General features: G+C 72.2%; 8 protein-coding genes. 3 read left to right on the plus strand and 5 right to left on the minus strand.

The annotated features are described in order from the left end of the window. Positions 1-46: 46 nt before the first annotated feature. The 4 genes from ACZ7LE_RS13035 to ACZ7LE_RS13050 form a co-directional block, all read right to left on the minus strand. Positions 47-2641 (minus strand): amylo-alpha-1,6-glucosidase, encoded by a 2595-nt coding sequence (locus ACZ7LE_RS13035; protein WP_470403692.1) that lies wholly within the window; start codon positions 2639-2641, stop codon positions 47-49. 126 nt (positions 2642-2767) lie between these two features. Then, positions 2768-4009 carry a DUF4190 domain-containing protein gene (locus tag ACZ7LE_RS13040; protein ID WP_470403693.1) on the minus strand — a complete coding sequence of 414 codons (1242 nt, stop codon included), beginning with the start codon at positions 4007-4009 and terminating at the stop codon, positions 2768-2770. A 143-nt stretch (positions 4010-4152) separates the two neighbouring features. After that, on the minus strand, positions 4153-4605 hold the full coding sequence (locus ACZ7LE_RS13045) for a GNAT family N-acetyltransferase (protein WP_470403694.1): 453 nt from the start codon (positions 4603-4605) through the stop codon (positions 4153-4155). A gap of 149 nt (positions 4606-4754) precedes the next feature. Beyond that, the gene (locus ACZ7LE_RS13050; protein ID WP_470403695.1) at positions 4755-8150 is read right to left on the minus strand and encodes a CARDB domain-containing protein; all 3396 of its coding nucleotides are present in this window, start codon (positions 8148-8150) and stop codon (positions 4755-4757) included. 292 nt (positions 8151-8442) lie between these two features. Here ACZ7LE_RS13050 and ACZ7LE_RS13055 point away from each other — a divergent pair, with 292 nt between their 5' ends. Together ACZ7LE_RS13055 and ACZ7LE_RS13060 are read left to right on the plus strand one after the other, a co-directional pair. Continuing rightward, the gene (locus ACZ7LE_RS13055; RefSeq protein ID WP_470403696.1) at positions 8443-8871 is read left to right on the plus strand and encodes a hypothetical protein; all 429 of its coding nucleotides are present in this window, start codon (positions 8443-8445) and stop codon (positions 8869-8871) included. 115 nt (positions 8872-8986) lie between these two features. Beyond that, on the plus strand, positions 8987-10111 hold the full coding sequence (locus ACZ7LE_RS13060) for a class I SAM-dependent methyltransferase (protein WP_470403697.1): 1125 nt from the start codon (positions 8987-8989) through the stop codon (positions 10109-10111). Between the two features lie 48 nt (positions 10112-10159). Here ACZ7LE_RS13060 and ACZ7LE_RS13065 read toward each other — a convergent pair whose 3' ends face one another. Next, the gene (locus ACZ7LE_RS13065) at positions 10160-13258 is read right to left on the minus strand and encodes an alpha-mannosidase (RefSeq protein ID WP_470403698.1); all 3099 of its coding nucleotides are present in this window, start codon (positions 13256-13258) and stop codon (positions 10160-10162) included. Positions 13259-13351: 93 nt separating this feature from the next. Here ACZ7LE_RS13065 and ACZ7LE_RS13070 point away from each other — a divergent pair, with 93 nt between their 5' ends. Further along, the gene (locus tag ACZ7LE_RS13070; RefSeq protein ID WP_470403699.1) at positions 13352-13990 is read left to right on the plus strand and encodes a TetR/AcrR family transcriptional regulator; all 639 of its coding nucleotides are present in this window, start codon (positions 13352-13354) and stop codon (positions 13988-13990) included. Positions 13991-13992 lie beyond the last annotated feature (2 nt).

The following is a 13992-nucleotide window of genomic DNA, read 5'->3' on the forward strand; positions in this document are numbered from 1 at the left end:
GTGGTCGTACATGTTCGTGCTGGTGGGCAGGGAGGTCGTGGGTGGGCTACAGGCACGTCTCGGTGCGGCCGGCGCCCACGGTGGTCCGGCGGGGCGCGCCCCGCTCGGGCACGAACGTCAGGTGCACGCGCGAATCGGCATTCACCTCGAAACAGGCGCCCCGCCCGGTCACCACGAAGTCGCGCACCACGACACGGCCGCCGACGGCGCGGAACACGGGGCGGCCGTCCTGGCGCAGCTCCGTGCGGGCGGGGCTCACCGTCGCGGCGAAGGTGCTGCCGCCCACGCGGACGTCGTCCACGGTGTTGCGGCCCTGGAGCGCCAGCGAACCGAAGGTGACCGAACCGGGCGCGCCCCACGGGTCCTCGGCGACCAGCTCGTGCGCCGCCATCAGCGGCATCACGTTGGACCAGGTGTAGTAGCGCCACGCGCTGTCCACCGCGGAACCGTTGATCACCTGGCCGGGCTCGGGGTCGAAGTACTCGGGGAACTGCTTGTTGCGGTCCCAGGTGTCGAGCCACATGTCCGTGCTCCTCGCCGCGAGCCCGCCCGCCGCCTCGTCGAGCCCGTACCGCTTGAGGCCGTCGTAGATCGTCGCGTTCATGGGCGGCCACACGGCGCCGCGCCACTGCTCGCAGGAGTTCTCCTGGTTCCACCCCACGTAGTACCGGTACGACGACGACGCGTTGGGCGCCTCCAGGCCGTTCGCGCAGTACTCGGCGTCCGCCCGGCTGATGCTCGGCACGGCGTGCTCGCCCCAGAACTGCTCCGGGTCGAGCAAATTCTCCTGAACCGTCCGCCGGGCCCGCTCGTCGGTGGCCACGCCGCCGAAGAGGGGGTAGAAGACCGTGCCCGTCACCACGTCTCCCCAGCGGCCGTCGAGGTGCCGGTCGAGGTACATCCCCCGCTCCTCGTTCCACAGGGTCTCGTTGGCGGCCCGTTTCACGTCGTCGAACAGCGCCTGGTACCGCTCCGCGTCCGCGTCCCGGCCCAGGGCGTCGGCGAGCTCGGCCATCGTCTGCGCCATCAGCGCGTAGTACGAGGTCAGGGCGACGTCGGTGAGGTCGGTGTTGTCCCGCTCGTCGCCGCTCCCGCCCTCCTTGGGGATCCGGTTCGCCGACCAGTACGACGGCAGGTCGTCCAGGCCCAGGTGGTTGCCGACCTTGCTCGGGTCGGCGTCGTAGGGCGCCTCCAGGAGCCCGTCGCCGTCGACGTCCCACTCCGGCAGCTTCTGGATGAAGTCGGCGAGCGCCGGGTAGGCCTCGCGCACCAGGTCGAGGTCGCCCGTGGCCCCGTAGATCCGCTTGACGGCGTACGCATGCATGGGCCCGGAGTGCAGCTGGTCGTAGCGCGGACCGCCGGTGTCGAAGAGGTCGCGCTCGTGCTCCCGGGCCAGCTCGGGGTCGACGGTGAGCGCGATGATCGCGTCCCACGCGGAGTCCCAGCCCGTGAAGATGGTGTCGTTCTCGGCGCCGCCGCGCCCCCAGCCCCACACGAGGAACCGCTGACGGAACCGTTCGTCGTAGTTGGCGTTCAGCCCCATGGCGGTGCGCATCGCCGTCGCCGACCGCCCGGCGGGTCCGCTCCCGCTGAGCGTCCCGACGTCGGCCCGGGCCCTGCCCCGCGCGAGGGCCGCGAGGATCGCTCGCTCACCGGCCCCGCCGGTCGCGGCGGTGCTCGCCGCGGCGCTCGCCGGGGTGTCCGAGACGGTGCTGGTGAAGGTGATGGTCTCGTCCTCGTCGAGCGTGTAGCGCAGCGCCGCGGCGGCCGAGCCGGCGGCGGCGTCCTCGCCCTGCATGCCCGCGACCAGGTCGCTGACCGAGGCATAGGACGCGCCGGCATCCGGGCGTCGCGTGGGGGTCAGCGCGAAGTGGCCGGTCAGGTCCGGGTCGTCGAGGCCGGGGCTGGAGGCGCGGATGCCCTGGTCGGTGACGCGGTAGCTGCTCGGCTCGCCCCACGGCGGGGCGGCCTCGAGGAACACCGTGGTGTCGTCCTGCAGTGCGGTGACGGCGCCGACCAGCGTGTTGGGCGCGGTGCGCGCGAACCGGACGACGATCTCCTGCTCGTCGCGCCGTGTCTGCTCGTACCGGGACTCCAGGGATGGCAGGAGCTCACGCGCCTGGTCGACCTGCTCCTGCGGCCAGTCGGCGGGGTGGGCGAGGATCTCGCGCATCGCCCCCAGCCGGTCCGGGGTGATGGTCCGGTCGTCGCTGCTGATCCGCACCTCGTAGTACGAGCCGTCCACCGTGACGGGCCCGACGTCCGCCACGTGGGCCAGCAGGCCCTGGTTCTCGCGGATCAGCGTGCCGCCCGTGGTCCGCAGGTTCACGCGCAGCGCGAACCGGCTCTCGCCCTCGCCCACGTACAGCGCGCCGTTGTCGTCGCGCTCGACGTGGCCGGGCAGGGCGAACGGGCGCTGGAGCCCGGCTTGGCTGTCGCCGGTGGTGTCGTTGTCGCTGCCGGCGCCGCCCGCGTCCGCGTCGGACGCCGCCGTGCGCACGGAGCCGAGGCCCGTGCCGGCGAGCCCGGCCGGGGGCACACCTCCGGCAGGGACCATCGACGCCGCCAGGACGGCGGCCGCGAGGCCGAGGACGAGCGGGCTTCGGCGTGCTGTCCGGATCACGCCGCTGTGATCGGTCATGGCTGCTCCTTCATTGTGAGCGCTAACATGCCTGGCCGACACAGACTAGTAAGATGTATGACGAATGACAAGATGGCGCTGCGTGGGCGCCACGGAACCCGGCCCCCGCAGCGTCCGGCGGGTCTGCTACCCGGGGTACCGCTCCACCAGCTCGGCCCGGACGACGGCGTCCGCCGGGAGGTCCACGAAGAAGTCGACGGTCGTCTCGGCCGTCCGTCCGGGCTTGACGCCCTCGACCACGGCCATGCTCGTGTCGTACGTCGTCTTGCCGTCCTTGCTCTCGACGACCACGTCGATGAAGTAGTCGAACGTCCGCGCGCCGCTGTTCGTCACGGTGACCGGAACCCGGTTGATACCGGGTGCCATGGGGTCGATCGCCCCGAACTCGACGTCCTTGCTCAGGTCGGCCATACCCACGTCTTCGAGCTTCGCGACGGTCAGCGCCGGCACCGTCGAGACGCCACCGATCTGGTTCTCGTAGGTGAAGCCCCCCTGCACCACGGCGTGGATCTTCAGCACGTCGCCGGACTCCACGCCGTCGAGCAGGGCCTCCTCGCCGATGAAGACGGCCTTGGTCTCCAGCTCGTACTCGGTGCCCGGCTGGTTCACGCCCGCGCCGGCCAGGAACCGGTCCGGACCCGTGCTGTTGTCGAACTGCACGACCACGGCGTACAGCACGACGGCCCGCCCCTCGGCCTCGTCGGGGTTGTCCGCGACGGCCGCCCACTGCGCCGCGTCGAGCCGGACGAACTCCTCCAGGTCGGGGGTCGTGGCGCCGTCCTCCTCGTCCGTCGGGGTAGTGGCACTCTCCTCGACGATCGTCCGCGCCGTGTCGGACACGAAGTCCGTCACGGCCGCCGCGGCGAACACGCCGAGCACCGCTCCGGCCAGCGAGAGCACGATGCCGGTGATCGCCACACCCCGCCCGACCGGCGGGTCGGTGCGGCGCGAGCGCGCGACCCCCACGATCCCGAGGATCACGCCGAGGATCGACGGCACGAAGAGCAGGCTGAGGAACAACGAGACGATCCCCAGCACGAGGCTCGCCGTCGCCTGCGGGTTGGTCGGCGCCACCGGCCCGGCGCCGTGCGCGCCCGGCGACTGCACGTACGGGGCCTGCGGATACGGCGACTGCACGTACGGGGCCTGCGGATAGGGCGCCTGCTGGTGGGGCGACTGCGGGTACGACTCGTACGGTCGCGGCACCACGGACGGCGGGGCGGACCCAGGGGCGGCGGACGACGGCGGCGCCATCGGCCGCGTGTCCCCGATCGGCGGCTCCGGCGCGGTGAACCGCAGGTCCTGAGTCTCTTCCGACTCCCGCTCGTCCACCCGTGTACCCCCGTCGCCGTGTCGCACGTCTGTCACCGGCACCCGCCCCGTCGGAGCGACCGGCGCCCTCTCTGGCTCAACATCGTATGGGTCAAGCCCGGACAAATGTCGGAAAAAGCCCGGTCAAGACCGAGCGGCCGGGGTGAAATCCCCGGTCGGCTCACGCCCGTCCGCCCGCCTCACGTCCGCACGTCGAGCTCCCCGACCACCTCGCCCAGCAGCTCACCCGTGGGCCGGAACCCGCACCTCAGGTAGAACTGCTCGGGGCTCCTGGCGTGGGTCGCGTCCCAGAGCACCGTGATCCGGTCCACGCCGCGGCGTCGCGCCTCGGCGGCGACCTGCTCGACGGCGAACCGCCCCACGCCGCGCCCGCGGGCATCCGTCGCGACGTTCAACCGCCAGATGCCCGCGCGGAAGGCCGGCTCCGGCTCCTCTGGGCTCCAGTTGGCCATGACGAAGCCGACCACCACGCCGTCGTCGGTCACCGCCCGGGGCCACGCCGTCGGGTGGACGTACGCCTCGGCGACCGACCAGACCGTAGGGGCGACCGGCTCGTCGTCACCGGCCTGCGGCGGCAGGCGCAGGACGTCGCCCAGGTTGTCGACGCTCAGTTCCTCGAGTCGCAGCACCATGGTTCCTCCCGTCGCAGGGCCGTGGTTCCGAAGGTACGCGGAGCCACTGACACCGCCTGCCGCCGACCGACCAGGGCGGGGCGCCGGCACGTCGTGCCGACACCCCGCCGTCGTCGTCTCCGCTCAGGGCGGCGAACCAGCCGGGCGACCTACTGCCCGGTGAACACGAACTGCGAACCCGGCTCCTTCTCGACGTCCCCCTCACCGGAGTTGGTGACGGTCACGTTCGACAGGATCGCGTTGCCGCGGGCGCCGCCCATCGCAAGGATGCCGGAGCCGTTGTTCGACTGGTCGATCCGCACGTTCGTGATGCGGACGTCGGGCATGTTGCCGCCGCCGTTCTTGAACTGGATGCCGTCGTAGGTGGAGTCGACGATGTCCGTGTCGCGGATGGTGACCCCGGTGATGTCGTGGGTCTGCGGGAAGATCGTGATCGCCCCGAACTCCTGGTCCTCGTTCCAGAACGCCCCGCCCGTGCGGTACAGGCCGTTGTTGGCGATCAGCGTGGTCCCCGAGAACGGCAGCGGGTCGTGGTCGGTCGCCAGCATGATGCCGGGGTAGTTCATCGTGTCGTAGACCAGGTTGTTCTCGATGGAGTTGTCGTAGCCGCCGTAGATGGCGATGCCGTTGGCGCGCCACGGGAGCTGGACGGTGTTGTTGCGGAACGCGTTGTCGTGGCCGATGTCGACGGTGCGGTCCTTGACGTACGGGTTGGCCCAGACGGCGAGGGCGTCGTCGCCGGTGTTGCGGAACGACGAGTTGAACACGAGCGAGTTGCGCGTGCCGTTGCTGAAGTTGATGCCGTCCGCGTAGGTGTTGCGGATGCGCATCCCGGAGAACTCGACGCCGTCGCCCGGCCCCCACAGCTCGGGGATGTTGGTGTAGTCGCGACCCACCCACACGCCGACGTTCGCGTGCTCGATCCACACGTTGGTGATCTTGGTGTTCTGCCCGAACCGGCCGTTCAGGCCGACGCCGCCCTCCTCCTGGCCGTTGTTGCCGCGGATGTCGCCGGAGCCGAAGATCGCGATGTCGGAGATCTGGACGTTGTCGTCGATGTCGAACCCGAAGTTGCCCTCGTGCGGGTGGTTGATGACGCCTGGGGCGAGGTGCGGCTTGATGAGGCTGTAGAGCTGGGAGTGCCACATGCCGGCGCCACGGATCGTGACGTCGCTGATGCCCACCTGGTTGTGCGTGCCGCGGTTGAGCGGGTCGTCGGTGAGGATCTTCTTCTCCTGGCGCCACTGGCCTGCCGGGATCCACACACAGTCGATCTCGCCCTCCTGGTTCGCGGTGACGGCGGCCTGGATGGCGGCCGTGTCCTCGAGCCCGTCGTTCGGGATCGCGCCGTACTCGGTGATCGACGTGCACTGCGCGGGCTTCGAGGTGGGCGGTGCCACCTGCTCGAGCTCGACCAGGTCGATGATGTAGAACGCGGCGTCGTCCCCGGCGTCGCGCTGGAGCTTGAACACCGTGCCTGCCGGGAAGGACCGGTTCAGCAGCGCGTGCGACTCGTCGAACAGGCGGCGGGCGTCGCCGCCCGGGGTGTTGACGAGGCCCTCGGGCTGGTCGGTGGTCCCGTACAGCCAGGAGTGCTTCGACGACAGCGTCAGCTTCTGCGCGAACTGGCCGTCCGCGTAGAGGCTGATCGTCTTCTCCTGTCCCCCGCCGCCGGCGGCGTCGGGGATGGAGTTGCGCACCACGATCGAGTTGGTCGGGTTGGTGGACGTGAACTGCACGTACTGGCCCGTGCTGTTCAGCCGCACCGACTCGCGGCCCGACGACTCGGTCGCGAAGTTGGTGTGCCCGAACGTGCGCAGCGGGTCGGTCTGCAGCAGCGCGCCCGTGTACTGGCCGGCCTCGGCCTCGTAGGTCGTGTACGGCACGGCGGCGCCACGGCCCACGGTCACCGCGAGCGTGCCGGTGTTGTTGTCCTCGTTCGTCTCGTCGACGACGTCGGTGGCGTCGGCCGTGGCCGTCACGGTGACGCCGCCGTTGGTCGCCGTCCACGTCGCCGACGGGGTGACGGTGACGGTGCCGCCCGCCGGGACGGCCGGCGTCGTGCCGTTCAGGGTGGTCGAACCCGCCACCACGCGGGTGACGGAGCCGGCCGCGACCGCCTGGTTGCCGCGGTTGCGCACCTGGACGCTGAAGGACACGGCGGCGCCGACGGCGGGGTTGGCCGGGGTGGAGGAGACCGAGACGACCTCCAGGTCAGGCCCGGGCGCCTCGCCGACTACGAGCTTGGCCGTGGCCGTGAACGCGTTGTCGGTCTCGTTCTGCTCGGCCACCGTGTCGGCAGGGTCGACGACGGCGCCGACCGTGTACTCACCGGCGGGCTTGGTGCCGGCCGCGACCTGCACCTGGGCGGTCGCGCCGGGCTGGAGCGCGGCGACGTCCGCAGAGCCGGCCGTGCTGCCGCCGATCTTCCCGTCCAGCGACGTGGCCGCCGAGGCCCGGTCGCCCGTGTTCTTCACGGTCGCGGTGAGCGTCAAGGGCGTGGTCGCGGTCGGCGACGCCGGGGACGCCGTCACGGCGGTGACCGTGAGGTTCGGGTTGGGCGCCGGGGCGCCGTAGACCTCCAGCTCGGCCACCTGGCCGTTGCCCGCGCCGGTGTTGGCCGTGAAGCGCAGGCGGACGTCGGTGACGGTGCCCGTGACCGGGATGTCCACGAGGTTGCCGCTCGCGGGCGCGAACGCGTACCCGGCGGACGCCTTGAGCTCCTGCCACGCACCCGTCCCCGAGCGCCCCCAGACGGAGAACGTCTGCGTGCGCGCACCCCAGGCGGCGTCCGGGTTGACCCGCACCCGCACGCTGCTGACCTGCGTGGGCGCGGCCAGCGAGGCGTCGAGCGTCGACGGGTACTGCCCGCCGGCGCCCTCCCAGTACGTGCCGGTCTGTCCGTCCACGGCGTTCGCCGCGACGTAGGTCCACTCGGTCGACGACGCCGCGGCCGGACGGTTCAGGGCGTAGTTGGTGCCGGTCGGGTCGGTCGGATCGGTGGGGTCCGGCGGATCGGTCGGGTCGCCCGTGGGCGTGCCCCAGACCTGCAGCTCGGAGACCTGGCCGTTGCCCGCGCCGGTGTTGGAACTGAACGCGAGGCGCACCTCGTCGGCCTCGCCGTCGAGCGGGATCTCGACCGTGTTGCCGCTCGCCGGGTCGAAGGAGTAGGCGGCGGAGGCCTTGAGCGTCCGGTACGACGACTCGCCGTCGGACCGCCCGAGCACGCTGAACGTCTGCGTGCGCGGGGACCATGCGGCGGGCGGCGGCAGCTTGACGACGACGCGCTCGACGTCGGCCTCCTGCCCGAGGTCGACCGTGAGGTGCGCCGGGTACTGCCCGCCCGCGCCCTCCCAGTAGGAGCCGGTGCTCCCGTCGTTGGCGTTGCCCGCGACGTAGTTCTGCGTCACGGACGAGGCCGTGATCGGCTTGCCGAGGGCGAGGTTGGTGGCGTCCGCGGCGTGCGCCACGGCGGCCAGGCCGAGCGGCGCGACGAGCGCCAGCGCGGCGCCCGTCACGACCGTGTGCTTCCAGGGGATTCTCATGAACGTCCTCGTTCTCCCGCTCGTGGCGGGCTCGGCCACCCGCGGGCAACGGCGCCCGACGACGGCGCGACCGGCTGGTGCGTCGACGTCCTGGGTGGGTCGGGTCGGCGCCACCGAGGCAGCCCGAGCAGGGCTGCGTGCCGGGGGCGAGAGTGCAGAGTTGCAGTACGTGCACTGCTTTGTGCTCGTTGTCTGTCAAGTTCTTGCAGTCTTGCGGTTCGGATATTACGAGGGCGAAACCTGGGACGTCAAGGGTCCGCAGCCACCCGGAAGCGCTGGCATCATGTCCGGCATGTCCGACGCCGCACGCCTCACCTGCCCGTTCTGTCACCGGGCCGTCTCGCGGGCCTCGCTCCGCCTGCACAAGTGGTGGCACCTGCGGCGTCGCCGGGACGGCCAGCAGAAGGAGCACGTGACCCTGACGCCGGACGCCCGGTACGAGGGCTCGCTCGACGGCGTCCCCCAGGCCTACCGCCACCTGGTCTGCGGGGCGGGCACCGGCATGCCCGAGGAGATCGTCCGCAGCTACCTCGCCAACCCGTTCCTCTACGGCGACCGCTCGTTCTGCACCGGCTGCGGCGACTACGTGTCCAAGGCGGAGCTGCGCTGGATCGAGACCGGCCAGCCCCTGCGCGAGTACTTCGACGCGCTCCGCGCGGCGGCGACGCCGGAGCTACGGGCGCGGGCGCACGCGCACCACCGGGGGTCGGCGGGGCGGTAGGACGTCAGGGGTTCGCCGCCGACCGAGACCTGACAACCGTTGACCTGCCGCACGTCCCGAAAAATCCCCCGCTCCCGCAGTGGTGCGTCCGACCGAGCGGGCGGACCGTGGAGACGTGGACCCCAGCACCAACCCAGCGCCGACCGGCCCGGCACCGACCGACACTCCCTCCGCCGACGCCGTGGCCGAGCGCCTCTTCGGCGCCGTCCTCGGCACCGTCGACCTGCTGTCGGTCTTCCTCGGCGACCGCCTCGGCTGGTACCGCTCGCTCGCCGACGACGGCCCCGCGACCGCGCCCCAGCTCGCCGGGCGCACCGGCACGGACGCCCGCTACGCCCGCGAGTGGCTGGAGCAGCAGGCCGTCACCGGCCTGCTGCGCCTCGACTCCGACGGCACCCCCGACGCACGGGTCTTCAGCATCCCGCCGGGCACTGCCGAGATCCTGACCGACCCGCACCACCTCGACCTGCTCGCTCCGGTCGCCCGGATGTTCGGCGCGGTCGGTGCCGCGCTCCCCCGGCTGCTCGACGCCTACCGCACCGGCGGCGGCGTGAGCTGGGACGACCTGGGCGACGACGCGCGGGAGGGGCAGTCCGACATGAACCGGCCGTGGTTCGAGCACAGGCTGGCCGACGCGCTCACCGGCGTCGCCGACCTGCACGAACGGCTCGCGCGGCCCGGCGCCCAGGTGCTCGACGTCGGCTCCGGCGGCGGCTGGTCGAGCATCGCGCTCGGCCGGGCGTACCCCGGCGCGACGGTCCACGGGATCGACATCGACGCGCCGTCGGTGGCCATGGCCACGGAGAACGCGCGCGCCGCCGGCCTCGGCGACCGGGTCCGCTTCTCCCACGGCGACGCCGCCCACCTGCCCACCGGGCAGTACGACGCGGCCTTCGCCTTCGAGTGCGTCCACGACATGCCCCGGCCGGTCGAGGTGCTCGCCGCCGTCCGCCAGACCCTCGCGCCGGGCGCCCCGCTCATCGTGATGGACGAGGCGGTGGCCGAGACGTTCGCGCCGGACGGCGACGACGTCGAGCGCCTCATGTACGGCTACAGCATCTTCATCTGCCTGCCCGACGGCCGCTCCAGCCGGCCGAGCGCGGCCACCGGGACGGTGCTGCGGCCCTCCCTGCTGCGGGAGTACGGCGCGGCCGCCGGGTTCAGCGAGTTCGAGGTGCTGCCGATCGAGGACTTCGCGTCCTTCCGCTTCTACCGGCTGAAGGAGGCGGGGACGTCCTAGGGAGCCGCGCGCCGGACGGCGTTCCGCTTCTCCCCGTGGTCCGACGGCTCAGGACGCCGGCCGCACGCGGACCGTCACGATCTGGAACGGGCGCAGCTCCAGGCCGATCGCCTCCCCCGCCTGCCAGGTCTGCTCGCCCAGGTCGTGCTCCAGGAGGTCGGTGCGCCACGCCGCCGAGAACGGCGTGCCGAGCCCGAGCGTCACGGCGGTCCGCGCACCGCGCGCCTCGTACAGCCGCACGACGAGGTCACCGGACCGGTCCTCGGCGAGCTTCACCGACTCGACCAGCACCCCGGGCGCCGAGACCGTCACGACCGGGTCGACGACGGCGCCGGAGGCACCCTCGACGACTCGCGCCGGGAGATTGAGCCGGTAGCCGGCGGCCGCGGCGTCCAGCACCGTGGCCGCCGGACCGATCGTGGTCCGGAAGACGTGGGTCCCCTGGTCGGCCTCGGGGTCCGGAAACTTCGGCGCCCGCAGCAGGGACTGCCGGACCAGGGTGGTCGTGCCACCGTCGGCGCGCGTGGAGCGGGTCACGTCGTGCCCGTAGGTGGACGCGTTGGCCACGACCACCCCGAACCCCGGCTCCCCGACGTGCACCCACCGGTGGGCGACGGTCTCGAACCGCGCGGCGTCCCAGGAGGTGTTCGTGAAGGTGGGGCGCATGACGTGCCCGAACTGGATCTCGGAGGCGAAGTCGTCGGCGCGCACGTCCACGGGGAAGGCGAGCTTGAGCAGCTTCTCCTGCTCGTGCCAGTCGACCTCCGTCTCGACCCGCAGCTCCGCGGCGTCGGCGGCCAGCCGGTAGCGCTGGACGATCGTGGAGCCGCCGTGGGTGTGCGTCACGGTCAGGACGTCACCCTCGAGCCGGACTGCGTCGGGGGTGCGCAGCTCGGTGACGACGTTGGCGTAGGAGCGGTCGATGTCCCACGCCTCGAACATGTTCGGGCGGTCCCGGAAGACCTGCAGCAGCGCCGCCGTCTCGCCGGGAGCGACGAGGTCACGGCCCGACGCCAGGTCCACCAGCGAGACCAGCAGCCCCGCCGCGTCGAAGCGTGCGGCGACGCGGCCGTTCTCGAGGCGGTACCCGCCGGGGACGGCGACCGGGGTCACGTCCGGCGTCGCGCCCTGCCCTGCGCCGTCCGCCTCCGGGGCGCGGACTGCGGCGCCCAGCGCCGGCGTGTCCCGGTGGGCGAAGGGTGCCGCGTTGAACACGACCGTGGCTTCCCCGTCGCCGGCGAGCGCCCGCTGGGCGGTCGCGATGATGCCCTCCAGCTCCTCGCCGACCTGCCGGTAGGCCTCCTCGGCCTCCTCGTGGACCCACGCGATCGCCGAGCCGGGGAGGATGTCGTGGAACTGCTGCAGCAGCACCGTGCGCCAGATCGTGTCGAGCCGCTCGTAGGGGTAGTCGAGCAGGCCGCGGACGGCGGCCGTCGCGCTCCACAGCTCGGCCTCCCGCAGCAGGTGCTCGCTGCGCCGGTTGCCGAGCTTGGTCCGGGCCTGGGAGGTGTAGGTGCCCCGGTGGGTCTCCAGGTACATCTCCCCGGTCCAGACGGCGGGCGCGGGCAGGTTCTCCCTGGCCGCCGCGAAGAAGTCGGCCGGCGAGCCGAGCGTGACCCGCGGGGAGCCCTCGAGGTCCCCGGTGCGGCGCGCCGCGGCGATCATCTCGCGGGTGGGTCCGCCACCGCCGTCGGACCAGCCGAACAGGGTGATCGAGGTGTTCGACGTCGCCTTCTCGGCGTGCTGCCGCTGCGCCTTGGCGAGGTCGGCGGCGCCGAGGTCCGACCCGTAGGTGTCGTTCGGCGGGAAGTGCGTGAACAGCCGGGTGCCGTCGAGGCCCTCCCACAGGAAGGTGTGGTGCGGCATGCGGTTGGTGTCGTTCCAGGACATCTTCTGGGTGAGGAAGCTGTCCGTGCCGGCCGAGCGCGCGATCTGGGGGAACGCCGCGGTGAACCCGAAGGAGTCGGGCAGCCACGCCTCCCGGGAGAGCGTCCCGAACTCTCGGAGGAAGAAGCCCTGCCCGTGCAGGAACTGGCGCACCAGCGCCTCGCCGCCCGGCATGTTCGTGTCGCTCTCCACCCACATGCCGCCCACAGGGACGAACCGCCCGTCGGCGACCCGGGCCCGGATCCGTTCGAAGAGCTGGGGGTAGTACTCCTTGACCCATGCGAGCTGCTGCGCGCTGGAGCAGGCGAAGACGAAGTCGGGGTCGGCGTCCATCAGGTCGAGCACGTTGGAGAACGTGCGGGCGGCCTTGCGCACGGTCTCCCGCGTGGGCCACAGCCAGGCGGAGTCGAGGTGCGCGTGGCCCACGGCGACGATCGAGTGGGCGGTCGCGTGGGCGGGGGCGCCGAGCACGGCCGCGAGCTCGCGCCGGGCGGCGACGACGGTCGCCGCGACGTCGTCCGGGTCGATCGCGTCGCACGCCCGGTCCAGCGCGCGGACGATCTCGGCCCGGCGCGGGAGCTCCGGCTCGAGCTCGCGCACGAGCCCGACGAGGGCGGTGATGTCGCTCAGCAGCGCGTCCACGTCGAGGTCGCGCTCGACGAGCGTGACCTCGCGCAGCGTGTAGACGGGCTCGGAGCCGGCCGTCGCCTTGTGCCCAAGGCGCGCGATGCGCGAGGTGCCGGCGGGCAGGAAGGTGCCCGGGAGCGCCGCCGCCATCCCCGCCGCGGGGGTGGGCGGGGCCGAGGCGAAGAAGTGCTCGAGCATGTTCGGGTTGGACGCCGCCTCGACGTAGAGGTCGACCGTGTCGCCCTCCACCTCGACGACGTGGTTGAAGGGCTCGACCCCCTTGATGATCGAGCCGTCCGGCCGGTACAGGAGGCCCTCGGCCTGGAAGGCCGGCATCAGCCGCGAGAACCCGAGGTCCACGAAGAGCTGCACGACGGCGCCCGCACGGCCCCAGCCGTCCGGGACGGTGCCCGTGACGTGGAACCACGTGGTGCCCCAGGGCTTGCTCCACGGCTGCCCGACCTCGAACGGCGTGAACTCGTGCCGCACGGCCTCCGCGAAGGGGACAGGCTCGTCGGGCACCTCCCAGGCCGTGATGCGGACGGGCGCCCTGCGCGGGAACAGGGCAGGCACGAGGAGGTCGCGGACCGTGTTGTTCACCCGGTGCTCCACCTGGACGGCGTTGTCGTTCATGGGTGAACCGTAACAGAAAAGCTCCACGTGGAACTTTTAGCGCTGATAGGTTGAGGTCCGGCGAGCAACGTGCGAACAACCTGGAGGTAGGACGTGTCGCAGAGCGAGCGCGCCGAGGCGCCCGTGAGCACGGAACCGGAGACCCGGTCACGACCGCGCGGCAGGTATCCCAAGGGGATCCTGCGCCGGCAGCAGATCCTCGACCGCACCATCGGGGTGTTCGCCGAGCTGGGCTCCGAGGGCACCAGCCTGCGCGCCATCGGCGAGGCGATCGGCGTGAGCCACGCCGCTCTGCGGCGGTACTTCGACACCCGCGAGGAGCTCTTCCTCGAGGTGCTCCGCGAGAAGGACCGCCAGGCCCTGGCCGACGCCCGCGAGAGCGGTGCCGCCCCGACCGACTTCACCGCGCACCTCGAGGCCTACGCCCGGCGGACGCCGGGCCTCATGGCACTCCGGCACAGCATGGTGGCCCGGGCGCTGGAGTCCGACCACGGGCACTCCCGCACGTTCTTCGTCGAGCGCTACCGGTCGCTGCGCGACGAGGCGCTGGCGATCCTGCGGGTCGCCCAGGCCGCGGGCACCGTGCGGTCCGACATCTCGCCGCAGGTCGCAGCCTCCCTGGTGATCGCCGCCATGGACGGGCTCTCGACGCAGTGGTTGCTCGACCCGGACGTGGACATGCTCCAGGGCATGGCGCTCCTGGAGGAGCTCCTGAGGCCGGTCGACGGGTAACA

The organism is Promicromonospora sp. NPDC110617 (assembly GCF_055598465.1).

What these genes read in the sequence shown, in the direction of transcription:
- ACZ7LE_RS13045 (WP_470403694.1), bottom strand. Translation starts at nt 4,605, where the DNA reads ATGGTGCTGCGACTCGAGGAACTGAGCGTCGACAACCTGGGCGACGTC.
- ACZ7LE_RS13035 (WP_470403692.1), bottom strand. Translation starts at nt 2,641, where the DNA reads ATGACCGATCACAGCGGCGTGATCCGGACAGCACGCCGAAGCCCGCTC.
- ACZ7LE_RS13065 (WP_470403698.1), bottom strand. Translation starts at nt 13,258, where the DNA reads ATGAACGACAACGCCGTCCAGGTGGAGCACCGGGTGAACAACACGGTC.
- ACZ7LE_RS13050 (WP_470403695.1), bottom strand. Translation starts at nt 8,150, where the DNA reads ATGAGAATCCCCTGGAAGCACACGGTCGTGACGGGCGCCGCGCTGGCG.
- ACZ7LE_RS13055 (WP_470403696.1), top strand. Translation starts at nt 8,443, where the DNA reads ATGTCCGACGCCGCACGCCTCACCTGCCCGTTCTGTCACCGGGCCGTC.